Origin of the sequence: Bacillus arachidis, assembly GCF_030285945.1 — a bacterium.
In the GTDB taxonomy this organism is placed as follows: domain Bacteria; phylum Bacillota; class Bacilli; order Bacillales; family Bacillaceae_G; genus Bacillus_A; species Bacillus_A arachidis.
In genome coordinates, this window is record NZ_CP127376.1 from 4,310,031 (window position 1) to 4,336,819 (window position 26,789).

General features: G+C 37.9%; 25 protein-coding genes. 6 read left to right on the plus strand and 19 right to left on the minus strand.

Translation table 11 applies throughout. From position 1 onward, the window contains the following. Positions 1–38: 38 nt before the first annotated feature. The 9 genes from QRY57_RS23830 to QRY57_RS23870 all read right to left on the minus strand — a co-directional run bounded on the left by QRY57_RS23830 (position 39) and on the right by QRY57_RS23870 (position 8,524). Positions 39–239: a YjcZ family sporulation protein gene (locus tag QRY57_RS23830; protein ID WP_026593869.1), complete on the minus strand. Its 201-nt coding sequence runs from the start codon at positions 237–239 to the stop codon at positions 39–41. Positions 240–484: 245 nt separating this feature from the next. After that, on the minus strand, positions 485–787 hold the full coding sequence (locus QRY57_RS23835) for a nucleotidyltransferase domain-containing protein (protein WP_090688192.1): 303 nt from the start codon (positions 785–787) through the stop codon (positions 485–487). Positions 788–791: 4 nt separating this feature from the next. Beyond that, on the minus strand, positions 792–1,898 hold the full coding sequence (gene menC / locus QRY57_RS23840; protein ID WP_286016287.1) for an o-succinylbenzoate synthase: 1,107 nt from the start codon (positions 1,896–1,898) through the stop codon (positions 792–794). Beyond that, positions 1,899–3,344 (minus strand): o-succinylbenzoate--CoA ligase, encoded by a 1,446-nt coding sequence (locus tag QRY57_RS23845; protein WP_286016288.1) that lies wholly within the window; start codon positions 3,342–3,344, stop codon positions 1,899–1,901. It lies immediately after the preceding gene. A gap of 72 nt (positions 3,345–3,416) precedes the next feature. Next, entirely contained in the window at positions 3,417–3,542 is a 126-nt protein-coding gene (locus tag QRY57_RS23850; protein ID WP_286016289.1) for a hypothetical protein, read from the minus strand. A gap of 116 nt (positions 3,543–3,658) precedes the next feature. Further along, positions 3,659–4,477, minus strand: coding sequence for a 1,4-dihydroxy-2-naphthoyl-CoA synthase (gene menB / locus QRY57_RS23855; protein ID WP_026593873.1), 819 nt, complete (start codon positions 4,475–4,477; stop codon positions 3,659–3,661). Between the two features lie 92 nt (positions 4,478–4,569). Further along, complete coding sequence (gene menH / locus QRY57_RS23860) at positions 4,570–5,382, minus strand: 2-succinyl-6-hydroxy-2,4-cyclohexadiene-1-carboxylate synthase (RefSeq protein ID WP_286016290.1); 813 nt, start codon at positions 5,380–5,382, stop codon at positions 4,570–4,572. Next, positions 5,379–7,133, minus strand: a complete 1,755-nt coding sequence (gene menD / locus QRY57_RS23865) for a 2-succinyl-5-enolpyruvyl-6-hydroxy-3-cyclohexene-1-carboxylic-acid synthase (protein WP_286016291.1) — start codon at positions 7,131–7,133, stop codon at positions 5,379–5,381. Before menD ends, menH begins: the two co-directional genes overlap by 4 nt. Beyond that, positions 7,130–8,524, minus strand: a complete 1,395-nt coding sequence (locus QRY57_RS23870; protein WP_286016292.1) for an isochorismate synthase — start codon at positions 8,522–8,524, stop codon at positions 7,130–7,132. The genes menD and QRY57_RS23870 overlap by 4 nt, the downstream gene beginning before the upstream one ends. Before the next feature lie 191 nt (positions 8,525–8,715). Here QRY57_RS23870 and QRY57_RS23875 point away from each other — a divergent pair, with 191 nt between their 5' ends. Together QRY57_RS23875 and QRY57_RS23880 are read left to right on the plus strand one after the other, a co-directional pair. Continuing rightward, positions 8,716–9,669 (plus strand): 1,4-dihydroxy-2-naphthoate polyprenyltransferase, encoded by a 954-nt coding sequence (locus tag QRY57_RS23875; protein WP_090688208.1) that lies wholly within the window; start codon positions 8,716–8,718, stop codon positions 9,667–9,669. Between the two features lie 158 nt (positions 9,670–9,827). Beyond that, entirely contained in the window at positions 9,828–10,559 is a 732-nt protein-coding gene (locus QRY57_RS23880) for a TraR/DksA C4-type zinc finger protein (RefSeq protein WP_090688211.1), read from the plus strand. Between the two features lie 43 nt (positions 10,560–10,602). Here the strand turns inward: QRY57_RS23880 and cspD are convergent, their stop codons facing one another. Beyond that, on the minus strand, positions 10,603–10,803 hold the full coding sequence (cspD, locus tag QRY57_RS23885) for a cold-shock protein CspD (protein ID WP_001193054.1): 201 nt from the start codon (positions 10,801–10,803) through the stop codon (positions 10,603–10,605). Positions 10,804–11,290: 487 nt separating this feature from the next. Between cspD and QRY57_RS23890 the strand changes: the two genes are divergently transcribed. Then, entirely contained in the window at positions 11,291–12,073 is a 783-nt protein-coding gene (locus QRY57_RS23890) for a TIGR00266 family protein (protein WP_026593879.1), read from the plus strand. Between the two features lie 41 nt (positions 12,074–12,114). Here the strand turns inward: QRY57_RS23890 and QRY57_RS23895 are convergent, their stop codons facing one another. Continuing rightward, positions 12,115–12,897: a MerR family transcriptional regulator gene (locus QRY57_RS23895; protein ID WP_286016293.1), complete on the minus strand. Its 783-nt coding sequence runs from the start codon at positions 12,895–12,897 to the stop codon at positions 12,115–12,117. A gap of 167 nt (positions 12,898–13,064) precedes the next feature. Here QRY57_RS23895 and QRY57_RS23900 point away from each other — a divergent pair, with 167 nt between their 5' ends. The 3 genes from QRY57_RS23900 (at position 13,065) to QRY57_RS23910 (ending at position 14,910) form a co-directional block, all read left to right on the plus strand. Next, complete coding sequence (locus QRY57_RS23900; RefSeq protein ID WP_026593881.1) at positions 13,065–13,787, plus strand: lipase family protein; 723 nt, start codon at positions 13,065–13,067, stop codon at positions 13,785–13,787. Positions 13,788–13,863: 76 nt separating this feature from the next. Beyond that, positions 13,864–14,007 (plus strand): hypothetical protein, encoded by a 144-nt coding sequence (locus QRY57_RS23905; protein ID WP_090688218.1) that lies wholly within the window; start codon positions 13,864–13,866, stop codon positions 14,005–14,007. Positions 14,008–14,565: 558 nt separating this feature from the next. Continuing rightward, complete coding sequence (locus tag QRY57_RS23910; protein WP_286016294.1) at positions 14,566–14,910, plus strand: hypothetical protein; 345 nt, start codon at positions 14,566–14,568, stop codon at positions 14,908–14,910. A gap of 420 nt (positions 14,911–15,330) precedes the next feature. Here QRY57_RS23910 and QRY57_RS23915 read toward each other — a convergent pair whose 3' ends face one another. From QRY57_RS23915 to QRY57_RS23950, 8 genes are all read right to left on the minus strand, one after another. Further along, positions 15,331–17,739, minus strand: coding sequence for a glycogen/starch/alpha-glucan phosphorylase (locus QRY57_RS23915; protein WP_286016295.1), 2,409 nt, complete (start codon positions 17,737–17,739; stop codon positions 15,331–15,333). An 11-nt stretch (positions 17,740–17,750) separates the two neighbouring features. Next, positions 17,751–19,187, minus strand: a complete 1,437-nt coding sequence (gene glgA / locus QRY57_RS23920; protein ID WP_098303314.1) for a glycogen synthase GlgA — start codon at positions 19,185–19,187, stop codon at positions 17,751–17,753. Between the two features lie 308 nt (positions 19,188–19,495). Then, complete coding sequence (locus QRY57_RS23925) at positions 19,496–20,530, minus strand: GlgC family sugar phosphate nucleotidyltransferase (RefSeq protein WP_286016296.1); 1,035 nt, start codon at positions 20,528–20,530, stop codon at positions 19,496–19,498. A gap of 18 nt (positions 20,531–20,548) precedes the next feature. Beyond that, entirely contained in the window at positions 20,549–21,679 is a 1,131-nt protein-coding gene (locus QRY57_RS23930) for a glucose-1-phosphate adenylyltransferase (protein WP_286016297.1), read from the minus strand. Beyond that, complete coding sequence (gene glgB, locus QRY57_RS23935; RefSeq protein WP_286016298.1) at positions 21,627–23,564, minus strand: 1,4-alpha-glucan branching protein GlgB; 1,938 nt, start codon at positions 23,562–23,564, stop codon at positions 21,627–21,629. Before glgB ends, QRY57_RS23930 begins: the two co-directional genes overlap by 53 nt. 377 nt (positions 23,565–23,941) lie before the next feature. After that, the gene (locus QRY57_RS23940; RefSeq protein WP_026593887.1) at positions 23,942–24,886 is read right to left on the minus strand and encodes an L-lactate dehydrogenase; all 945 of its coding nucleotides are present in this window, start codon (positions 24,884–24,886) and stop codon (positions 23,942–23,944) included. A gap of 345 nt (positions 24,887–25,231) precedes the next feature. Continuing rightward, positions 25,232–25,675: a carboxymuconolactone decarboxylase family protein gene (locus tag QRY57_RS23945; RefSeq protein WP_286016299.1), complete on the minus strand. Its 444-nt coding sequence runs from the start codon at positions 25,673–25,675 to the stop codon at positions 25,232–25,234. A gap of 233 nt (positions 25,676–25,908) precedes the next feature. Then, the gene (locus QRY57_RS23950) at positions 25,909–26,781 is read right to left on the minus strand and encodes an RNA polymerase sigma-70 factor (protein ID WP_286016300.1); all 873 of its coding nucleotides are present in this window, start codon (positions 26,779–26,781) and stop codon (positions 25,909–25,911) included. Positions 26,782–26,789 lie beyond the last annotated feature (8 nt).

Sequence of the window (26,789 nt, forward strand, 5' to 3'; positions counted from 1 at the left end):
CTTGTGCGCATGCACAAGGCTATTTTCAATAGTTTTTGTTAGCAGTAACCGCCGCCGTAACCACCAAAGCCACCATAACCGCCATAGCCACCGTAACCGCATCCACCACCGAAGCAGCTAGCACCGATGATGATCAATAAAATAAACAGTACAATTAGAAGCGCAAAGCCGCCTCCGCAGCCGTGTCTTATATGCTGATGATGGTGATGGTCATGATTGTGATCGCACTTTTCACTCATTACTCTATTCCTCCTTTAGTATCATTCGTAACAACAAGGGGATCCTATCATGTTCTAAATGAGGGGATTCCATTTATATTATGTTTACATGGGAAATCAGGAGCTTGTTTTTCCCAAAAACAGGCTTGTTTTACGAAAAGATGCAATTGAACCATGAATTTATAGATAACCGTGAATGAGTACGAACTGTACGAACTGCTCATTCATCACAAAAAGGCCTACGATAATCGAATTATCGTAGGCCCTTATATACGCTGTACAAATAGCTTTCCTTCTTGAAGGATACGCTTTTTTAATTGTGGATTGGGGAGCATATTTAAATGTACCATATCAAATTTCTCGCTTCCCTCTAGCTCTTCTGTCAACTCAAAGCATAGCCACTGAAATTGTTTATACGAGGCATTCTTCGTTTCAATTGCAATATGATAACTATACTGATCGAACACTTCTTTCCTTACTTGAGACCCAAAAATATATGCAACTTTTACAATTGGCACCTTTAATAAATATACCTGTATGGCTTGCAATATATCTTCTTGCTGCCTCATGCATTCACCTCTCACATACAATCCGTTTTTTCGTAATCTCTTCTAATCTTTCCCGGTTTACTTCATATCCAAACCCAGGTTCATTCGGAACAAATACTTTTCCGTCTTGCAATATTACTTCTGGTAAAATAATATCTCGCTTCCAATGTCTACTCGAAGCTGAAATATCACCTGGAATTGTAAAGTTCGGAAGTGATGCTAACGCAATATTTTGCGCACGCGAAATCCCCATTTCAACCATACCACCGCACCAAACAGGAATGCCGCGCTCCTGACAATAATCATGAATTTGAATCGACTCAGTTAATCCACCAACTCGTCCCGGTTTAATATTTACGATGCGGCAGCTTCCAAGTGTAATCGCCACTCTTGTATCTTCTAAGCTATGAATACTCTCGTCCAAACAAATAGGTGTCTCAATCTGTTGTTGGAGCTTAGCGTGATCAAGAAAATCATTATCTGCTAAAGGCTGCTCAATCATCATTAACTGGAATTCATCTAATCTTTTTAACTGCTCAGCATCGGCTAACGTATACGCTGAGTTTGCATCGGCCATTAATGGAATCTTGGGGAAGGCTCTTCGTATTTCTTTCAGCAGCTCATAATCAAGTTTTGGTTTAATTTTCACTTTAAAGCGCTCATAACCTTCTTCTGCATACATCTCAATTCTCTTTAACATATTAGGAATCGTATCTATCCCAACTACAACACCGACTTCAATTTTTGGCTGCGTTCCTCCAAGTAAAGTCGCTAATGACTTGTTTTGACGTCTCGCATATAAATCCCATACAGCACCTTCTATCCCTGCTTTTGCCATGTGATTTCGTTTCATATGCTGAAAGAGGCCCGGGATTTCATTCGGATGCGTAATTTCCACTTTCAATAAATCTGGTAATAAAAAATCTTGAAGCATATGAAGCGCCGTTATTACAGTTTCTTCTGTGTACCATGGCTCAGAAAAAGCGACGACTTCTCCAAAACCGATATATCCGTCAGCATCCTCAAGTTCAATGACGATACTTTCGCGCTTTTTATACGTTCCGTAACTTGCAGCAAAAGGTACGACAAGAGGCATTTCTGTTATATAAAGCGTCACCTTTTTAAACTTCATCTATATTTCCTCCAACAAATGCCTTAATTCACGTCTTAACAATTTTTTCGAAGCATTACGTGGTAATTCTGATAAGAAATACACTTCTTTTGGTACTTTATACTTCGCTAATTTTTCTTCACAAAAACGAATGATTTCTTCTTCAGTTACATGATCTGTTTTTACGATAAATGCAGCTGGTACTTGTCCCCATTTAGCATCCATTTTTCCGACAACGCCAGCTTCTACAACTTTCGGATGCGCAAGCAACACCTCTTCAATTTGCGCTGGATAAATATTTTCCCCTCCTGAAATAATTAAATCACTACGGCGATCTAGTACATATAAAAATCCTTCTTCGTCCAGATACCCAAGGTCACCAGTACGAAGCCAACCATCCTTTATTGCTTCACGTGTTGCATCTTCCCGTTTAAAATAGCCATGTGTCACATTCGGCCCTTTTACAACAATCTCACCTTCAACATTTGGTGGCATAACCTTACCATCCTTCTCAATTCGAAGCTGACATGGGAAAAGAGGTTTTCCTGCTGAACCGACTTTCGTTAACATATAATCCGCTGATAGTGTACAAATTTGTGAAGAAGTTTCCGTCATTCCATATGTTTGATACACAGGAATCCCTTTTGTTACACATGTTTCTAATAGAGGCTTTGGCGCAGGCCCTCCGCCTAATAGCATACAGCGTAAAGCGTTTGGGTATGTTTCTCCTTCAAGTCTTTCTAATAAGTCCGTCAGCATTTTAGAGACGACCGATATGATTGTTACTCCTCTTGTTTTAATCGCTTCATGAATAAAATCAGGATCATATTGGGGAACGAGCAAAACCCGCATACCGTACATAATATTTTTCATTAGAAGGGATAAACCGCCTACGTGGAACATCGGCATACACGCTAACCAACAATCATCATCACGGAGTCCTAAGTTCAGCGATGATCCAACGGCACTCGCCCAGTGATTGCCATATGTTAAGATAACTCCTTTCGGCTTCCCAGTTGTTCCTGACGTATAAATAATTGTCATCGCTTCTTCTAAAGAAAACTCTTCTTGAATCATTGCGGGTTGCTTCGGTCCATTCACCACTTCTTCAAATTTGTAAACAGGTACCTGCTCCGTTTCAAATTCTTGGTCTGTTAGTAAGCAAACAACTTCAGCATCTTCCATTTGCCAAAGTAGCTCTTCTCTTGAAAGACGTGTATTTAGAAGTACGGCTACTGCCCCTATATAAGACAAGGCATGAATTACCGTAATCATCTCCGTACCATTTTTCATCAGAACAGCCACTTTTTGACCTTTTTCTATCTGTAAGTAGGAAAGGTGTTTACAAACAGATAATACTTTTTCATGTAATTCTGCAAAGCTTATTTTCTCTTCCTTTGTCTCAATCGCAGTACGATTTGGCGTTAAAAAAGCACGCTGTATTAACCAATTGGGCATCGTCTTCATTACACATTCTCCTTCCATGAAAGAAAGAGACTTGATGTAGAATCAAGTCTCTTTTTTGCTTCCGCTTTTAATCTATCCGGCTACAGCCGCTAGAACAGTCGGTCGTTTCACTCCTTCCTGCGAGGCAAACTGCGCCTCTTCATCAGGAGTTCCAACGCCCTCTTGTTCTAAACGAGCCACCTCCGCTTTTGATCCCATCCAGCTACAGCCGCTAGATTATTCGGTGGCTTCGCTTCTGCCCATGAGGCAAACTGCGCCTCTACGTCAGAAGCTCCATCCCCCTCACACTCTAAACGAGCCGCTTCCGCTTTTGATCAAGGAAAACGAGGGAATTGTCCGAAGTCTGGACGACGTTTTTCTTTGAACGCGTCACGGCCCTCTTTTGCTTCGTCAGTTGTGTAGTACAATAACGTTGCGTCTCCCGCTAGTTGCTGGATACCAGCTAATCCGTCTGTATCTGCATTGAATGCAGCTTTTAAGAAGCGAAGTGCCATTGGGCTGTTTGCTAAGATTTCTTGTGCCCATTGTACTGTTTCTGCTTCTAACTCTTCTAATGGTACAACTGTATTTACTAAGCCCATATCAAGTGCTTCTTGTGCACTATATTGACGGCACAGGTACCAAATTTCACGAGCTTTCTTATGACCTACCATACGAGCTAAATAACCAGCACCGTATCCGCCATCAAAGCTACCTACTTTAGGACCAGTTTGTCCAAATACAGCGTTGTCTGCTGCAATTGTTAAGTCACATACGATATGAAGTACGTGTCCACCACCGATTGCATAACCTGCTACCATTGCGATAACTGGTTTCGGGATTGCGCGAATTAAACGTTGTAAGTCTAATACGTTTAAGCGTGGGATTTGGTCCTCACCTACATATCCGCCATGACCGCGAACTTTTTGGTCGCCGCCAGAACAGAATGCACGTCCACCTTCACCAGTTAAAATGATAACGCCAACATTTGCATCATCACGTGCATATGCAAAAGCATCGATTAACTCCATTACCGTTTTAGGGCGGAATGCGTTATGTACTTCAGGGCGGTTAATCGAAATTTTTGCGATACCATTGTATGTGGAATAAATAATATCTTCGTAATTGCCTTCTTTTACCCATTCAATAGCCATTACTATTACCTCCTTTTTTATCGTGCTAATAGTCAATTTAACTTGTCCATTAGCTAATCTATAAGTTCTACTCTCTTCAAAAGAAAAAAGTGTCACTGTATAGTTTTTAGAAATCCCTTTACTATTGTATCAAACTTTTGCGGTTGTTCCACATGAATTGCATGGCCAGCTCCATCAATTTTGACAAATTCCGCGTGCGGGATGCATTTTTTTATGTTTTTTAAGATCTGAAAGAATTTTGGATCGCTCTCTCCGTTCATTAACAAGACAGGCATTGAGAGCTCTTCAAGCTGATTCCACCATGAAGGCTGAGCACCTGTTCCCATACCCCTAAGACTATTTGCAAGTCCTCTTGGGTGATTAGCAAGTCTCTCGGTCCTTACCGCCTCTTGTACATCTCGTGACAACCTTTTTTGCGTTGCAAACAGCGGTATATTTTCCCACCTGCTTACGAAGGCGTCTATTCCTTCCAATTCAATTCGATCTGCAAGCTGTTCATCTTTCGCGCGGCGTTCTTGTCGGTCCGATTCCATTTCAAGTCCAGCTGTGCAATTTTCTAATAAAAGAGACTTCACACGGTTTGGATATAAGCATGCTATCGTAATCGCCAGTCTTCCGCCCATTGAATAACCAAGTATATGTGCTTTTTCAATATGCAAATGATCGAGTAGTGCCGTCATTTGTCGTGATACATTTTGAATATCATAATGCGTAATTTCCTCGGGACTCTCTGTTTTTCCATGTCCAACAAGATCCACTAAGATAACTTGAAATTGCTTACTCCATGAAGAAATAAAAGAACGCCACGTCTCCATGCTACCCGTAAAACCATGAAGAAGTAGGAGCGGTTCTCCACTTCCGACCACTTCATATTCATACGCTACACCTTCTAGCATGACTTTCATTTCGCTTCACCTTGCAAAATTTCGGTAACTATTTTCGATGTACTTGCCCATAAATCACGGTGCATCTTTAAGTTCTCATCACGATTCGTACAAATTTCTACAACATGTAATCCTCGTTCAGTTGTTCCTTTTTGTACTTCTTCACGAAATGCTTCCCAACCATTTACACGCGCAAATGAACCACCATACATCTTTACAATATGTTCATAATCAAGTCCAAGCGGCGTTCCGAATAATGATTCAAAATGCTCTTTTGATTCATATTGCGGTAAGAATGAGAAGATGCCACCACCATCATTATTTACAATAACAATTGTTATGTTTAAATCATATAATTTTGCTGCTAATAGTCCGTTTAAATCATGATAAAATGATAAATCACCGATTACTAATACAAGGGGCTCACAAACAGTACTCGCACCTAGAGCTGTTGAAATAATTCCATCAATCCCATTCACACCACGGTTTGCCACTACATTGATTCTTTTATCTGTTGTAAAGAAGAACGTATCTGTATCACGAATTGGCATACTGTTGCTAGCAAATAAAGTTGCTTCCTCTGGTAACACATGAACAATATCAGTAATCACTTTTCCTTCAAATGCTGTTTCATATGTTTCGATTTCACGAAGCTTTTCCTTTGTCGCATCGTTTATATGTTTCCACATCCCGTACCAATCATTCTGTTCTCTCTTTTGCATATTATCTGTAAGTTCTTTACAAAATGAGATATCACTTGCACATACAACTTCCGTCGCTGCAAGAGCCGGGTCTCTCCATTTTCCTGACTCATCTACAACGATATGAACAGCTGTCTTTTGTTTCTTTATATATTGCGTTAAAGCTTTCGATACAGGCATACCACCGAAACGAATGATAACTTCCGGCTTCCACGTATCCTTTAACAATTCATTTCGTAAAAATGTATCATAACAATCCATTACCATTGATTTATCATGTTCACCGCTTCTGAGACCTGAAAGGGGATCTGCTAAAATTGGATATCCGGTTTTAGCAGCAAACTGTATGATAGGTTCAGCAATCCCTGGATGACTATCGTCTCCACAAACAATAAGCCCCTTTTCCATACTTGAAAGGCGCTCTGTAAGAGAACTTACATATTCACTGGCCATCGTCATGTTTCCTTGGTGAACTGCCCCTGTATATTCACCACGACCTTTTTCCCATAAATCTGCTAAAGAGAAATCAGGAATGAGTGGTTCCCGAAGTGGGAAGTTAATATGGACAGGTCCCTTTGGCTCAAGGGACGCACTTGCAATAGCACGCCCAACTGTCATACGAGCATAATGATACATAGGCTCTCTAGCTTCTGGCAGTGCCATCTCCATAAACTGTTTCACAAAAGAACCATATAAATTTAATTGATTCATTGCCTGCGGTGCCCCAACATCTCGTAGTTCATGTGGTCTGTCTGCTGTTAAAACAAGCAATGGTACACGTGAATGAAAGGCTTCACAAATTGCCGGATAATAGTTTGCTGCCGCTGTTCCTGATGTGCACAAAATCGCTACAGGGCGCTTCTTCATTTTCGCAATACCGAGCGCAAAAAAGGCAGCTGATCGTTCATCTACATGCAAATACGTTTTTATCTGTTCATGCTGCTCCATTAGTAAGGCTAACGGCGTCGATCGTGAACCTGGACTAATGACAACATCATATACATTTAGACGCGCCATTTCGTCCACAAACGCGCCTAAATAATATGATAATGCTTCTATATGATTATTCATTTCATTAATTCCTCCAAAGCACCAAGCATCGGTCTAAACTTCAAACTTGTTTCTTCATATTCAAGTTGCGGCACAGAATCAATCACAATACCGCAACCAGCAAATAAGGATGCCTTGTCACCATTTAATAATCCGCAGCGTAAGGCTACCGCAAATTCACCGTTCCCTTTGTCATCTATCCAGCCGATTGGTGCTCCGTACAATCCGCGGTCTAATAATTCTACATCACGAATCAGTTTCATCGCTACGTGGCGAGGCGTGCCGCCAAGTGCTGGCGTTGGATGTAATTCTTCCACCATCGAAAGAAGTGATGCAGCACCTTTCGCTTCAACTGGTGTATATAAATGTAGTAAATTTTTTGTTGTTAATAATCCTGGTTGCTGCGGAATATTAACAGACTCGCAATGCTCATTTAATACGCCTCGAATCATATTTACTACATAACCATGCTCTGCCAAATTCTTTTCATCATGAAGAAGCATCGCACCATTTTGTTTACTTTCTTCTATAGAATTACCATGACCAATCGAACCAGCAAGACACATGGATGTAAATTTCTTTCCTTCTTTTCGAATTAATCTCTCAGGCGTTGCTCCTAAGAAGCATGCCCCTTTATAATCAAAGGAAAATACGTAACAATCTGGCTGACCAATGCGGAGTGCTTCTAAAACACGAGCAGAATCAATATTTTGGTTCATCGTTAGTTTTAATTCCCGTGCTAATACAACCTTTTGTACGCTTCCTTTTTTCATTTCATCCTGTACTTTTACAATTGCATTCATCCAGCCCTTTGGGTCAACTTCTACTTTAGAAGTTACTGTTAACTTTTCCTCTGTAAGCTGGCCTTTGCATTCTTGTAAAATTCTTTCTTCCAAAGAAACAATTTCTTCATAAATTATCTGTGCCGAATCTTCAGCTGAAATAAATGTATTTATTGTTAACCATGCTTTTTCATTTTTGACTGTTAAAAGAAAAGCTGGTAACGACAATGTTGTATCTTTAAATTCTTTCCAAAGATCCGTTTGTTCTTTTTCTGGATCAAATGAAAAGCCACCAAATAAAAGTGGTCCTGTCCCAAATTCATACTCTTCTCTTTGAACAATTGCATTCTTCTGCACTTTACTCCACTCTTCGCGAGCATCTTGAAAGCGTTTATCAGAAGAATTTGCTATAGTGAAAACAGAGCCAATTCCAGCAAATATCACATGCTGAGCCGGATCTGCAAAATAACATCTATTTTCGGATGCAATCCTTTTTCCTGCTGCATAAAAAAGAAGTGGATCCATCCAATCTATTTGCTTTACAAAACTGACCAATGTTTTTTCATTCGTCGCACGTGTAATAGCTGTAATTAGTACTTCTTGTAAATCTTTTTGTTTCGTCTGAATCACAGAATCTCCCCCCTATGGGCGAAAAATAGTCATAAATACGCTTGATTTTAAGATACACCTCAAACGAAAGCCCTGTCAACGTTTAGCATTTCTGAGAAATTCCCCTTCTCTTCCTAGAAAATAAACGTTGACACTAAATGCTGCTTTTCCTACACTTAATTGTGTATATTATGTGACAAGGAGGATTCAACATGGAAATGAAAGTCGAAACGAATTCCCCTTCTATGTCGCCAAAGCCAAGTAAACAAACGGGTTGGCGCATTTGGTGGAGTTTATTACGTCCTCATACATTAACAGCAGCTTTTGTTCCTGTTTTTATCGGAACAGCTTATGCAATGCAAGTAGGGGGTATTAATCAAATACATCTCCCTCTTTTCTTTATCATGCTTCTTGCCTGTCTTCTCATTCAAGCAGCAACAAACATGTTCAATGAATACTTTGATTATAAAAGAGGATTAGATCATGAAGGTTCAGTTGGTATCGGCGGTGCAATTGTCCGCGACGGGATTCCGCCAAAAACAGTATTGAACTTAGCATTTGGATTTTTCGGTATCGCAATGCTATTGGGCGTTTATATTTGTATGAATTCTAGCTGGTGGCTTGCTGCAATCGGTCTTGTTTGTATGGCCGTTGCCTACCTTTATACAGGCGGCCCCCTTCCAATTGCCTATACACCATTTGGAGAATTAACAGCAGGATTATTTATGGGTGTTATTATTATTGGTATTTCTTTCTTCATTCAGACTGGCACTGTAACATCAGAAATTATTTTAGTATCTATTCCAAATTCGATTTTAATTGGTGCAATTTTACTTTCTAACAACATTCGTGATTTAGATGGTGATAAAGAAAACGGTCGTAACACCTTAGCAATTATCGTTGGACGTGAAAACGCAATTGGTGTCCTTGCATCTATGTTTATCGTTTCCTACATTTGGACGATTGCCCTAATGATTGTCGGAATCGTCTCTCCATGGATGCTAATCGTATTCCTAAGTGCACCGAAAGCATTTAAAGCAACAAAAGGATTTATCGGAAAAAGTATTCCAATGGAAATGGCACCTGCAATGATTGCAACTGCAAAAACAAATACAATCTTTGGATTTTTAATGGGAATCGGCCTATTGCTTGGATATTTTCTATAGAAAAGGAGCTGCTAGTTAGCTCCTTTTTTCAATTTCAAAATATATCGGTGCTTTTTCAATATATGGGCGATGTCATTACCTTCCTAAATTCCTCCTCATATTTCCTGTAATCCAGCTCATACTACATAAAGAAACCGAATTGTAGGAAGGTGGATACTATGTTAACTCCACAACAAATCAATCATTTTAAGTCTATTTTAGAAAAGCAACAACAAGAGTTAGAACAAACTCTGCAAAATCATGAAGGGACAGACCGTGCTTCTGAACGGGAATCTGTTGGGGAATTATCGGCTTATGATAATCACCCTGGCGATATGGCTACCGAATTATATGAACGCGAAAAAGACTTTGGACTTATTGAATTTTGGCATAAGCAACTGCAAGATACAAAGGATGCCCTGCAAAAAATTGAAGCTGGCACATACGGGGTTTGCGAAGTTTCTGGTGAAGAAATCCCGCTAGAAAGATTAGAAGCCATGCCGACTGCTACAACTTGTATTGAACATACGACAAATAAATTAAACCTAGGTGCACGTCCCATTGAAGAAGAATTGGTAGAGCCACCGTTTGGCAAATACGATATGGACAGTGCCGTTGGATATGATGCAGAGGATGCTTGGCAAGATGTTGCTTTATATGGAACATCAGAAACGCCATCTGATTTAGAACGCCGCGACTCGAAGAATTTTGATGAGATGTATGTGGATGCTGAAGAACCACGCGGTTACGTAGAAGACTTTGAAAACTTCATCGGAACAGATATGTATGGGAAGAACCCACAGGTGTATGCGACAGAAGAACATGAAGAATATGAGCAGATGCTTGATGATTTTGAAGAGCGCACCTTTAAAGGGGAATTATCTCCGAATGAATCTAGTTCAAAAGAATAAAAAAAGCATTCCGAAATTCGGAATGCTTTTTCTCGCTAGCTAATTAGTTTTTTGTAACGTTAGCAGCTTGTGGTCCACGGTTACCTTCAACGATTTCGAAAGAAACTTCTTGACCTTCTTCTAAAGTTTTGAAGCCGTCGCCTTGGATAGCTGAGAAATGTACGAATACATCGTCTCCACCTTCAACTTCGATGAAACCGAAACCTTTTTCGCTGTTAAACCATTTAACTTTACCTGTTTGCATGTCATGTACCTCCTAAATAAAAATGAAACTATGAATCCACATGAAAAGGTGGATATAAAGGACATGAATGTATCTCAGACCTAACGCCTTGAATTAAACACGCTTTATTTCCGTACCACATTATGTAGCTCAATAGTGATTTCACTATATCACGCTCTATCAAAAACGTCAAATGAGAACACTTTCATTTCAGTATTTTTTTTAAAACTTCACAAAATATGTAAACTATATAAACTAGTAGAAAACCTTTTTTGAGGCGGGAGAGAGCATCCAGCCTTGCATAGAAACGTTCAGACTCTTTTTAGCCCCCTACCATGTAAAAAACAAAAGGAGAATGCAAGTAAATGTCACCTTTTGTTCTTCGTAGCAGCAACTTACATGTCGAAAAATTAAAATGGTTTTTTGTTAAAAATTAGCAAAATGATTGTTTTCTAATCTCTTTAAATTCTGTACAATATGAGTATCCACTACATATGAGGTGAAAATAATGAAAGCACATGAAATTGAGTATAAATTATACGGCGATGATATGCAGTTCGTTGAAATTGAATTAGATCCAGAAGAAAGCGTAATTGCAGAAGCTGGCGCAATGATGATGATGGAAGACTATATTGAAATGGAAACCATCTTCGGCGACGGTGGCGGAAAGTCTAGTGGCCTATTCGGTAAACTAATGGGAGCTGGAAAACGTCTTGTTACGGGTGAAAGTATGTTTATGACTGTATTTACAAATACAGGTCATGGCAAACGTCATGTATCATTTGCTGCACCGTATCCTGGGAAAATCGTTCCAGTTGATTTAAGAGAGTATCAAGGCAAAGTAGTTTGCCAAAAAGATGCATTCCTTTGCGCTGCAAAAGGTGTTTCTATCGGAATTGAATTCACGAAAAAAATTGGTAGCGGCTTCTTCGGCGGAGAAGGCTTCATCATGCAGAAACTTGAAGGTGATGGACTCGCTTTCATGCATGCAGGTGGCACTGTGTACAAACGTGAACTAAAGCCTGGCGAAAAACTGCGCATCGATACAGGTTGTCTTGTTGCAATGACAAGAGATGTTGACTATGATATTCAATTTGTAGGCAATGTAAAAACTGCTCTATTTGGCGGAGAAGGGTTATTCTTCGCAACGTTAGAAGGACCAGGAACAGTTTGGCTTCAATCCTTAACACTTAGCCGTTTAGCAGCGCGTCTTACAAATCCTGCAGCTCAAAGCAGCGGGGAAGGTAGCGTTTTAGGTGGACTTGGTCGACTTCTAGATGGGAAAGAATAAAAAACAAATCGCTACGTCATAAGGCGTAGCGATTTGTTTTTTCACTTATCTTCTTCTCTCGCGGGACTGTACATCCCATTTTGAATCATATAATACTCCATCGCTTCATTTAACCACGCCTCTTCTTCCTTTGTATACGGGGACGGAATCATATCCTCATACTGATCTTCTATATTTTCTAAGTTACCCAAAGTGTGTAAAGCATCCTTCCCTACATATTGAAGCGTTGCCTTCATATGTTCATTAACAAGCTTTTGCACCTCTGGATTATGGACTGGCTTCCCAAATAATCTTTTCACTTCTTTCGACAACTGAATAAATTCTTTATCCAATGCGACCATCTCTTCTTCAGATTTATCGTATAATCGATCAACGACTTTCTTATCCATGTATTCCTCAAGCCATAGGCGTTGTTCACTTTCTTTTTGTATATTACGAATTAAACTCATTAAAATATTACTATCTACTTGCCCTTCATCTTCTAATAAATTAATTGTCCGATTAATGGCTTTCAAAGAAGTTTCAATATGTTCCTTTTTTTCTTCAAAGGCTGTTTTTTGGCGTTGTAATGTTTCTTTTAAGCTTTCGTTAAAGCTAGACATATTGATCATTACACATATTTCATCTAGACTATATCCTAAAAATTTAAGACTCACTATCTTTTGCAACGTTAAGATATCTTTATTTACATATATTCGATGCCCAGACCTAGGATGTTTTTCCGGTTTAAGTAATCCGATGTCATCGTAATAATGTAGCGTTCGTATTGATGTGCCTGTTCTTTTAGAAAACTCTCCAATTGAATAATTTTCATTGTTACTCATCCGTGATTCCCCCCCTACATTGTTTTACCGATATGGTTACTCAAATCATACTACCTCACGTAACTGTAGGTTCAAGTATTAAATTGCTTCAAATTTCCTCAAAGAATGATTATTCCCTTTCACTCATATATTGAACTATTACTATTTCTTAAGGAGGGGCTTCCTTGATGCGTGCTCCTTTATCTTTTGATAAAGATACTGCCATATTATTAGCTTCATGCTGTGAATTAACATATGATCAATATAAACAAAATGGCGTCTTTCAAATACCGGATGGATTTCAATATGTACAAGGCTTTCAAGCAAAGGTCATTCAAACAACAGAATGGTTTGGCTTCATATTAGAATCTGAGGATACCATCGTCGTTGCCTTTCGGGGAACACAAACTGATTTAGAGTGGATTATTGATTCACTTGTGAACCAAAAACCTTATCCATACGCCTTAAATAGCGGAAATGTTCATAACGGATTTCTCTCTATTTATGAATCTTGCCGTGATCCAATTATGGATATGCTTGTCTCCTTACCATCACATAAAAAACTGCTTGCCACAGGACATAGTCTTGGCGGAGCACTTGCCACACTACACATATTAGACGCGCGAGTGAATACTGCGTTTGCACAATACGGTCTCTATACCTTCGCTTCTCCAAAAGTCGGTGATATTACTTTTCGAAACTATTACAACATGCAAGTCGCAAGCAGCTTTCGCTTCGTTAATTTATTCGATGTCGTCCCGCTTCTTCCCCCGCGCAAAGTGCATTTTAATGACCGTGACTGGGAGTATACACATGTTCATCACAACATGACATTTACGAAAAATACAAAATCTATCGCCAACAATCACGCCATGACAACATACAAAACATGTCTGACTTCTCATTTTTGATACGGAAACATTTGGAAACAACATACCGGTATACTATAATAATCTATGTAACTACTTCTGGATGAGGGGACCAAACATGCTAAAATATTTCTTTGCACTTTTTCTAGTATTATTGTTTGCAGTTACAGGTTTCTTTACATTCTCATACTTTGCTACAGGCGAATATGGTGGGACTGGTATGTTATATTCGGTGACACCTTATATCTCTATAGTAAAATAATCAAAAACGGCTTGGAAATTTCCAAGCCGTTTTTGATTTACCTACCTTTACTTTATGAATTCAACTCAAGTACTTTATACGAATCAGTTACCCTATAATTCTATAAATCGTATGCACTTTATTTATACTAGCAGCTAGTAAAGCTGTAATATCAATCACTGTCCATTATTATTCTAAATATGAATCCATCCAAATATCGTATTCAATAATGTGATACATATCAACCAAACAAAAAGTCCCGCATTAATTAGTAAATTTAAAATACCGATAAAGGCTGTTTTGCCACTCCGTACTCCTTGTAAACCTATCATACTTATGACAAAAGCACACCAATCGCAAAACACTCTAGAGGTATCCCTGTAAACTTCCCGAAATAATAACCAAAAGGAGTCAAAGAAAATATAAAAATAAATACTATACAAGTCCAACAACTAATTAAAGACCAGAATAAAGTTTTTTGCATTCTATTGCTCCTTATATGATATATACAGCTAAAATTTCTATGTAAAATATTATATCCTTATTGTAGACTATTTTTTTCAGAAAGGAGGTAATACATTGAAAAAAAAGAATATTTCCCTTTCTGTTTTCATCACACTACTTATTATTATAGGAGGAGTATATATCATGAAAGAAAAGCAAAAAAATGAAGCTAAAGAACAAGAACAAAAAAAAGAAGCAATGATACAAAAATCAAAGGAAGTAGCTATTGCTACAATAAAAAAAGACTTAGGTGTTGAAATGATTGTAACTAGTTATCAATTAGAGCCTACTATACAAATTATTTTTATTAATGGTCATCCAAACGGCGATAAAAATAACAAACTAAGTGTATCGATTTCATATGAAGAAAATTACTTAGTTACTTCAACCGGATATGATTACTTACCAAAAAAAGACTAATATCTAATTGTTTCATTACGAGGATAATTATAAGAAAGAATTGACTGAAAACTTACTTTTTCTCGTTCTATTATTTGTAGTCTCATACTTTGCTACAGAGGAATACAGTGAAATTGATATGTTATATTTAGTAGCAAGCTAAAAAAAATCAAAAAGCTTGGAAGTTTCCAAGCTTTTTGATTCTCCTGAAATATAACGGACCAAACAATAGACTTACCTTCCTTTGTTGTTTCCATCGTCTTTGCTAATAAGCTACCAGTTTCTTCTTTATTTTTTCGAACATTTCGAGAGACCTATGTAATCGTTTAATAAAGGCCCCTCCGCATCTTCGCAAGGGACCTTATCTTATTTCTATCAGATTTTACCGAAAGAGTACCCCTACTTCAAACAAAGTTAAGTGGGGGAGTATTCATATTCAGCTCACGAAAGCTTAACCATATCACCAATACCCCAAATCTCATTACTATATTGTAAAATCGTACGGTCACTCGCAAAGTGCCCAGATTGTGCAATATTGATGATCGACATCTCTAACCACTTTCTTCTGTTTTCGTATACTCTCCCTACATCTTCTTGGCGTTCTGCATATGGACTAAAATCACGAAGAACAAAATACTCATCATTTTGGATGACAAGAGAATCATAAATTGCTTCAAATTCAGCGCCAGCATTTGTGAAGAAACCATTTGTTAATTGGTCAACTACTTTTTTAATATGCATATTGTGATGATAGTAGTCGTTCGCACGATATCCACCATTTTGATAATAATGCAGTACTTCTTCCGCCGTTAATCCGAAGATAAAACAGGCTTCGTCCCCAACTCTTTCTCTTATTTCAATATTAGCACCATCCAGCGTTCCGAGTGTAATGGCACCGTTCATCATAAACTTCATATTTCCTGTTCCTGATGCTTCTTTACTTGCCGTTGAGATTTGCTCACTTACATCTGCTGCTGGGAATATATCTTCCGCAAGTGAAACACGATAGTTTTCTAGAAAGATAACTTTCATATATTGACTCACATACGGATCTTCATTTACTTTTCTGGCAAGTTCATTTATTAATTTAATAATTTTTTTCGCATAATAATAGCCTGGTGATGCTTTCGCGCCGAAAATAAATGTGCGCGGATAAAAAGAAAAGCTTGTGTCGTCTTTTAAACGATTGTACAAATATAAAATATGTAATACGTTTAATAATTGTCTTTTATAAGCGTGCAATCGTTTTACCTGTACATCAAAAATAGAATTCGGATCCACAACAATTCCCATCTTATTTGCAATTCTCTCAGCCAAAATACTTTTACGGTGCTGCTTTACAGAGTGTAACTTGTCTTGAAAAACAGTATCATATCGATAATCTTGCAGCAATTGTAACTTCTCAGGTTGCTTCTTCCACTCCGTTCCAATCGCTTCTGAAATGAGATTCGTAAGCTGTGGGTTTGCTTTCATGAGCCATCGTCTATGAGCAATTCCATTTGTTTTATTATTAAATTTGTCTGGATAAAACTCGTAAAACAATCGCATTTCACGTTGTTTTAAGATTTCCGTATGAATTTTTGCAACACCATTTACACTATAGCTTCCGACAATTGCTAAATGTGCCATTTTGACAAGATTATGCGCGATAATCGCCATATCTTCAATCCGCTTCCAATCATACGGATAACGCTCCCACAATTCATGACAAAAGCGTTCATTAATCTCTTCAATAATCATATAAATCCGTGGTAATAACGGTTTAAAAATATGAATCGGCCACTTCTCAAGCGCTTCTGATAAAGTCGTATGATTCGTATAAGAAATCGTATGAGTTGTAATATACCAAGCCTCTTCCCAAGCAAGCTTTTCTTCATCTAATAAAATGCGCATCAGTTCAGGAATCGCAAGAACTGGATGTGTATCATTGATATGAATCGCAATTTTCTCATGTAAATTGCGAAGCGTTCCGTTGCGTTCACGATGCAAACGAACGATATTTTGCAAGCTCGCTGATACAAGAAAATATTGTTGTTTTAACCGAAGTATTTTCCCTTCATCATGCGTATCATCAGGATATAAAAGTTCTGATACCACTTCTGTTTCACGTTTATATTTCAAAATATCCTTGCAGTTTTGCGGGAAGGAAACTGGCTCTGCGTTCCAAAGCCGAAGTGTATTCACAGTATCTGTTTCATATCCAACAACCGGAACATCATAAGGAACAGCCATAATAACTTCTGCGTCAGTATGTCGAAACTCTAAGCGCCCATTAATTTGTACAGCTTCCACTTGTCCAAAATAACTCACTTCCACTGCTTGATCATGCCTTCTTACTTCCCAGACATTTTCATGAAGAAGCCACTGTTCAGGCAATTCTACTTGATATCCATCGACAATTTTTTGATCAAACAAGCCATGCTTATACCGAATACCACATCCGTGTCCTGGAAGATTTAACGATGCAAGTGAATCAAGAAAACAGGCTGCTAAGCGGCCTAATCCTCCGTTTCCAAGCCCTGCGTCCGCTTCGCTTTCCTCCAATTCCTTCAATGAAACCCCAAGTTCTGAAAGGCCTTTTTCACATACATCACGTATTCCTAGATTCAGCAAGTTACTACCAAGCAAACGACCGAGTAAGAATTCAATAGATAAGTAATACATTTGCTTTTGATTCCCGGTCCGGTACCTTTCATTTGTTGCAATCCAGTGCTGATTCATATACTCACGTACCATATGACCAAGCGTATTATACTGATCACGACTTGTAGAATCTTTGAAACTTTTTCCATACATCGTTTCTAGTTTTTCTAAAAAAGCTGCTTTAAAGCTTTCAACATGAGTAAACATCTTTTCACCACCTAAGAGTGTTTCAGCAAACTTTTATATAGTTCCTTGTATGCGAGAGCCGAATTTTTCCAGCTATAATCTTCTGTCATCGCCTGTTTGACAAGCTGATCCCATACCGGTTTATTATGATAGTACGTAAGCGCACGACGAACCGTATATAACATGTCATGAGCATTAAAATTTCTAAAGCTGAAACCATTTCCGGTCTCCGTTTTCTCATTATAAGACTGAACTGTATCATTCAATCCCCCTGTTTCCCTTACAATTGGGATTACACCGTATGCCAGTGCAATAAGCTGCCCAAGACCACACGGTTCAAATAATGACGGCATTAAAAATAAATCGCTGCCTGCATATACTTGATGTGCTAACTCCTCATTAAATCCGATATACACTTTCACTTTTTCTGGATACTCATATGCCATCCATTCGAAAAACTGCTCATATTCAGAATCTCCTGATCCTAAAATGATGCATTGTACATCATCTTCCATCATTTCATGAAATACCGTACGTACTAAGTCGAGGCCTTTTTGCTTTGTTAACCTTGTTACCATCGAAATAATTGGCGTATCTTCTTTTTCTGGCAAACCAAAGTAGCGCTGCAGTGCACGTTTATTTTCTTGCTTATCACATAGCGACTCTGCATCATACTGCGCAGTTATAAATGCATCTGTTTTCGGATTATATACGCTCGTATCAATACCATTTACAATCCCACTCAGCTTATCATTATATTTACGCAGTAAACCATCTAGCTTTTCGCCAAAAAATTCATATTGAATCTCTTCTTTATACGTAGGGCTAACCGCTGTAATACGATCGGAAGCGATGATGCCCCCTTTCATAAAGTTAACGTTCCCATAAAATTCAAGCTGTTCACTATGAAAATATTCGTCACCAAGCTCCAGTAAATCATGCATAACCTCACGAGAAAATACACCTTGAAACTGCAAATTATGAATCGTATAAACGGTTTTAATATGTTGATATAACGGGTTGTCCCCATACTTTTCACGCAGTAAAAAATTCGCCATCGCGGTATGCCAATCATGACTATGAAGGATATCCACTTCAAAATCCAGGTGCGGCATACACTCTAATACTGCTTTAGAAAAGAACGAAAAACGTTCTCCATCATCATAATGACCATAAAGAGAATCCCTTTTAAAATAATATTCATTGTCGATTAAATAATACGTAATCCCGTCTTGCTCTCCTTTTAAAATCCCGCAATATTGATTTCGCCAACCGAGCTGAACATGGATTACTTTGTGAAGCGTACATGCTTCTCGCAAGTGCGCAGGAATAAGACTATAGTTCGGAAGTATAATGCGAACGTTCACTCCTAATTTTTTGAGTTCCTTTGGAAGTGCACCCGCTACATCTGCTAGGCCTCCTGATTTAATAAACGGTACGCATTCTGATACTGCAAATAAAATATTCACGTGTTGTTCCACTGCCTGAAAAGCGTGTACACTCTGTGCCGCCCTTCTTACAGCTTCCTCCCTTCGAATTTTAAATTCATATCATGATGAGCCAGTGAATCCCTATTAGATAGGATTTCACCGGCTATATAAATTCATTTTCATTTTTCAACATATAATCCATGCCATAAAAAACAAAAGATACCCTCTATTTGCTTGCTTCTTTCGTTTTAACTTAGCATGGGGCCAAAAAAGGTACTGCCCACTTCTATGCAAGGCAGTACACTCTCTTCACCTAAAAAAAGAATGTTTTCATTTATATTGAGATTTTAAGAATAACTCGTAATATTTTGACTTCGGACACTACCTTTTTCCAAAACATGTGGTTGTTCAGGCGTTCCTATTAAAACTACACCATCCTCAATCTTAACATCTTTATCAATAATAACACCATCTAATATACAATTATCTCCAATTTGGCTCTTTTGCATAATAATGCTATTGCGAATCACTGAACCTTCTCCAACCTTTACAGATCGGAAGACAACGCTATTCTCAACCTTCCCTGCAATGACGCTGCCATTTGCGATCATTGTATTTTGTACATTTGCTCCCTTTATATAACGCGTTGGTGGCTCATCTTTTACTTTTGTAAAAATTGGTGCTTCTTTCGTAAATAACTGCTTCCAAATAGAAGGCTGCAAAATTTCTAAACTATGCTTATAATAGCTTTCAATCGAATCAATGACAGCTACGTATCCTGTATGTTCATATGTTCCAATGTACAATGATTTCCCCTGTTTTTCTCTAACAACATCAAATAAACTATAATGCTCCATATCTTTATATGTTTCAAATAAATCTAATAATAGCTGTTTCTTAAGCACATAGGTTTGCAGGGGAACTCCTTCATGGCACACTTCCGTAACATCTGCTTCCGTATGTATATGTCTCTCTAATACTGCTTGAAAATTTATCGCTGTAACAAGATGACTATTTGTAATGACAACATACTCTTGTTTGCTGCGCAGAAAATAGTCAATATGTCTTCTAAAATGAGCGAAAGAACCAAACTCATCTTGATCACATTGGCAATTCGGAGGAAATAAAAATAAGCCATCGCGTTTTCTATCTAAATCCCATTGCTTTCCTGATCCGAGGTGATCCATCAAGGAACGATTTTTATGACTTGTAAAAATCGCTACACTATGAATATGAGAATTAACCATATTCGAAAGCATAAAATCAATGAGACGATAACGTCCTCCAAATGGTAGTGCTGCCAGTGAACGATGCCCTGTTACTTTCTTTAAGGAAGGAAAACTCCCTGTTGCATTAATAATTCCTAACATCGATTCTCCCATTCATCTCATCCCCCTTTTCTATTTCCCCTCAGCTATTAGTACGACATCATCGATATTTTTTTCTGGACGAATAATTGTCCCATCTTCAATGACCATACCTGATCCAACAATTGCTCTTTCGACGATAACATTTTTACCAATGCATGCATCCGGCATAATGACCGAATCGATCACCATACTTCCCTCTCCAACCGTTACGCCTTGGAATAAAACTGAGTGTTTTACATCCCCTTCAATAACGCATCCTTCATTAATTAATGATTCTTCCACCTTCGCCCCTTCAGCAATATACTGTGGTGGTTCATTCGGATTAACTGAATAAATACGCCAACTATGATCATTTAAATGTAAAGACGATTCTTCACGAAGCAAGTCCATATTTGCTTCCCACAAGCTTTTTACAGTTCCAACATCTTTCCAATACCCTTCAAATGGGTAAGCCACGAGCTTTTTCTCTTCATCTAATAAAAGCGGGATGACATCTTTTCCAAAATCATTACTAGATTCTGGATTTCTTGCATCCATCTCTAAATATTCTTTTAACACGGTCCAATTAAAAATATAAATACCCATCGAGGCAAGATTACTTTTTGGAAACTGTGGTTTTTCCTCAAACTCAACAATTTCCATGTCTTCGTTCGTATTCATAATTCCAAATCGACTTGCTTCATCCCAAGGTACTTCAATAACAGAAATCGAAACGTCTGCTTCTTTTTCAATGTGGTAATCTAGCATTTTACTGTAATCCATTTTATAAATATGATCCCCTGATAAAATCAGAACATATTCCGGATCATACTGATGTAAGTAATTTAAATTTTGATAAATCGCACTTGCTGTTCCTGTATACCATTTCACGCCTGAAGATTCCGAGTACGGGGGCAATACAGTCACGCCGCCATTCACACGGTCTAAATCCCAAGCATTACCGATTCCAATATAGCTATGAAGCTCAAGCGGCTGATATTGGGTTAAAATCCCAACGGTTTCAATACCAGAATTTGCACAATTACTTAATGTGAAATCGATAATTCGGTACTTACCACCAAACGGAACAGCTGGCTTGGCTAAATTCTTTGTTAAAGCACTTAAACGACTACCCTTTCCTCCTGCTAGTAACATTGCTACGCACGTCTGCTTTTGTACCATTTTGTTTTTTGCTCCCCTTTCTCGTTTTCACTGGTCTTAAAATAGATACACCAAATGGTGGAATTGTTATTTCTACATGAGCAGACTGGTTATGATACGGCTCGCCTATTGCCTTCAGCCGTTTTTTATTCACCTGTCCTGAGCCGCCGTATATTACATCATCACTATTTAAAATTTCGTTATAATATTGGAATTCTGGTACGCCCACTTTATAATTTTCGTACACAATGTTTGTAAAATTGCATACAACAACAAGAACGTCTTCCTCTTTATCTCCTTTACGAATAAACGAAAATATACTTTGCTCATTGTTGTCAGCATCGATCCATTGAAAGCCTTCCTGTGAGTGATCAAGCTGCCAAAGTGGTTTTGATCGCTTATACAATGCTATGAGCTCTTTAAAGTAATCATGCATATAACAATGCATTTCAAAATCATGTAAATTCCAATCTAGATCCTCGAGATCTTTCCATTCATCAAATTGACCAAATTCTCCGCCCATAAAGAGCAATTTCTTCCCTGGATGTGCAAAGAAATACCCGTATAATAAGCGAAGCTGCGCAAACTTTTCCCAGTAGTCTCCCGGCATTTTATTTAACAATGATTTTTTCCCGTGAACGACTTCATCATGAGAGAGCGGTAATATAAAGTTTTCGGAGTAAGCATAGAGCAAAGAAAATGTCATTTTCTCATGAATATATTTCCGATATTCCGGTGCACACTCCATATATTTCAGCACATCATTCATCCAGCCCATATTCCACTTATAATTAAATCCTAATCCCCCTTCATAAGTTGGAGCGGTCACAAGTGGCCAAGCTGTCGAATCTTCTGCAGTCATCAGAAATTCTTCGTCTTCTGCAAATACTGCCTCGTTTAACTCTCGTAAAAAGGAAACCGCATACTCATTACTTTGCTGCCTTCCTTCTTTTTCCCAATACAGCATATTTGCAACTGCATCGACGCGAAAGCCGTCAATATGGTAATATTTCATCCAAAACAATGCATTTGAAATTAAAAAATTTCGCACTTCCTGTTTTCCTAAATCGAAATTCACTGTTCCCCAAATACGATTTTCCCTTACATCCAAATCTTTATATTCATAAGTTGGTGCCCCATCAAATAAATACAAACCGTGAGCATCCTTACAAAAATGACCTGGTACCCAATCTAAAATGACACCGATTCCATATTTATGACATTCATCGACAAAATACATGAAATCATGAGGCGTACCAAATCGACTTGTCACTGCATAATATCCGGTTCCCTGATATCCCCATGAACGGTCATATGGATGTTCGACAAGCGGCATAATTTCAATGTGTGTAAATTGATGTTCTGCTACATAAGGAATGAGCTCATCTGCCATTTCTCTATATGAATACAAAGAGCCATCTTCTTTCTTTTTCCATGAACCAAAATGCAACTCATAAATTGCCATTGCTTCCTTATAACTTACTTTTCGTTTCTTCTTTCGGAACCAATTTCTATCATTCCATTTATATCCCCTTATATCAAAAATAACAGATGCCGTGTTTGGTCTTACTTCTGCATATGTTGCATAAGGATCTGCTTTTAAAATTGTTTCGCCACCTTTGGTTTCAATCGCATACTTGTATGTCTCTTTTTCCTCCAAATGTGGTATAAACAATGACCAAATACCCTCTTCTGTCATTTTTCGCATCTTATGCCCGTCAATATTCCAATCATTAAAATCGCCAACTACACTCAAAGCTTTCGCATGAGGAGCCCATACTGTAAATCGTACGCCTTGTATTTCATCCTCTACTACAGGATGCGCGCCAAATATGTTATAGCTCTCATAACACTGTTTTGTGTGAAATTCATACACACTCTCTTCCATACAATTTGTTACACTCAATATGTTCACCTCACTAAGATGACAGAATTTTTATTACCTTGTAAACATTCGTTAAAATACTGAAATATCCTTGTGCATTTTTAAATAAATATACGTTTTTTCGCGGAAATTAAAGGGAACATTTTAATTTTCCGTTAAATATATCGAATTTTGACGAATATTCATTGAAAGCGGTTTATTTTAAAATAATTTTTAAAAAATAACAAAAAGCACTCTATGGGCAATAGAATGCTTTTTGTTATAAACGCCCCTTATCCAGTAAAGGAGGTATACTTTGGGGATATACAAGGGAACTGGAAAAGGAATTTGTATGAGGTTATATATAAAATTCAGAAGCAGGAAGCAGTTTCCCGCTTCTAAATCATTTATCAATTATCTTAAAGTACTGGTGCCATTGTTTCTTTTAATACTTTTACTGAGTGAGCGAACTTCGCTTTTTCTTCTTCATTTAACTCAAGTTCAACGATTTCACGTACACCTTCTCGGTTAATAACAGCTGGAACACCTACATAAGCGTCTTTCTCACCATATTGACCTTCAAGGTATGCAGATACAGTTAGTACACTGTTCTCGTTGTTTAAGATTGCCTTTGTTACACGAAGTAATGACATACCAATTCCATAGTAAGTTGCACCTTTACGTTCGATAATGTGGTAAGCAGCATCACGTACATTTACAAAGATTTTATCTAAATCATCTTGGTTATACTGTTCGTTGTTCGCTAAGATTGTTTCTAATTTTTGTACACCTATAGTTGCATGACTCCATACTGGAAGTTCAGTATCACCGTGTTCACCAATGATGTATGCATGAACGTTGCGTGGATCTACATCTAAGTAATCACCTAGCATATAACGGAAACGAGCAGAGTCAAGAGTTGTACCAGAACCGATTATGCGTTCTTTTGGTAATCCAGATTCTTTCCAAGTTACATAAGTTAAGATGTCAACTGGGTTAGTTGCGATTAAGAAAATACCATCAAATCCAGTATCCATAATACCGCGAACGATTTGCTTAAAGATTTTTGTATTTTTCTCAACTAAGTCTAGGCGAGTTTCACCTGGCTTTTGTGGTAATCCAGCAGTGATAACAACTAAATCTGCATCTTTACAATCTGCATAACTACCGCTCCAAACCTTTGTTGGTGATGGAGAGAATGGTACTGCATGGCTTAAGTCCATTGCTTCTCCTTCTGCTTTCGCTTCATTTACGTCAACAAGTACGAATTCTTCAGCTACACCTTGGTTAATCATTGAGTAAGCATAACTACAACCTACAGCACCTGTTCCTACTAATACTACGCGATTGATACCTTTTTTCATGGTAATTTCCCCTCTCTATTGTTCACATTTATCATGATTGTTTAAGTAATTAATTAAAATACTAATTTAATGTTGTTTAACTTCCTTACATTCATATTGTAGCATAAGTTATTGTGAATTAATTCACAAATTATGACCTATTTGTGAACTTTTTCACACACAGTAGAAAGTTATTATATCAGGCGTGGAATCAATCAAAATGAAAGCCTTTTCTTTAGATTGTGAAAAGGCTGCTTTACTGTGTTGCTATCGTTTTGTCTATTAAAAATTAAAATAACACCTAATAAAAAAGCTATCCTTTCAACAACATTTCCAGAAAGAATAGCTTTCTCTTGGATCAAAGTTTTATCTTTTTTCTGGCATTAAGCGAGTGGCAACTCCAATCCTGTTCCATGCATTAATAGCAACAATCTGCATAATAATTTCAGCAATTTGTTCTTCTTCAAAGAATTTCCTTACTTCTTCATATACCTCATCAGGAACATGCGTTTCCGCTACTAGTGTAATTGATTCTGTCAAAGCAAGCACAGCACGTTCTGCCTCTGTAAAGAACGGTGTCTCACGCCAAGCATTAAGAGCATAAATACGCTGCTCTGTTTCCCCTAGTTTTCGTGCATCTTTCGTATGGAGATCAATGCAATACGCACATCCGTTGATTTGAGAAGCCCGGATTTTAATTAGCTCTTTCAATGTCTCATCAATGCTTGTAGTCATCAAATATTTTTCTAATCCCGCCATTGCCTTATAACCTTCTGGATTTACCTTCCCCATTAAAAACCTTGTTTCCATTGTATAGTCCCTCCATAAAATAAAATTAATTTATACTTTGGCGTCAGGATATTGAATAATGTCTTTCATAAATCTTTTCATATCATGATTGTAGTTCATAACAGACCTTCTAAAAGAAAACACATATAGCATCCCTTTCATACCCTGTCACTTATAAGACAAATCAGCTTTTCAATTTGTGACAAAATAAAAAGAAATCTTAAAAAAATAAAGATTTCTTTTTCATTTTTATGCTATAGAACTGAAATATGCTTTAATTTATCGGGATTGACTACAATGTAGATTCTTCTAATTAATTCTCGGCTTTCATCCCACTCAAAACATATAGCTTTCTCTGCACATCCCTTATTCCTTGCTAAGATACCAATTTGACCATTTATGATAGTTGGAAGAAGTTCGACTTGAAAGAATCCCTTTGAAACAATTGCCTCCAAAAATGTCTGGATACGCTGTTTGCCCAAAATCGGAAATATGGCTGCACGCACTTTACCTCCTCCATTAGTGACAAGAGCTACGTCCTCTCTCAACAGATTAATAAACGCCTCAAAATTTCCTGTTTCTGAACCTTGGATAAAGGTATGTACCATTTTTTCTGTATGAATCGATTGCTGCGGATGTACTGGCACTTCATGCTGTATCTTCTCTTTGCAACGGCTGTAAATCTTTCGGCAATTTACTTCTGATTTATTTAAAAGCTCAGCTATTTCACGATAATCGTACCCAAGTGCCTTCCTTAAAACGAATATGGCTCTTTCAACAGGAGTTAAATTCTCTAACAATACAAGGAATGCATAGGATACTCTTTCGCTTTGGATTATAGTTTCCATAGGATTTAATTTCGCTGTATCTATTTCCGGCTCAGGAAGCCATTCTCCTGTATATATTTCTCTTTTTTTCCGTGCTGATTGTAGTATATTCAAACAATGGTTCGTCGTCATCTTAATTAAATACGCTTTCATATTTCTAACTGGCTCTTGGTTCACATGTTGACTTTTCATAAGTATATCCTGTGCAACATCCTCCGCATCACTAACAGAGCCAAGCATTCGATATGCGAAAGAGTATACTAAAGGTTGATAGGTTCGATACAAAGTTTCAAAATCCATATTATCAC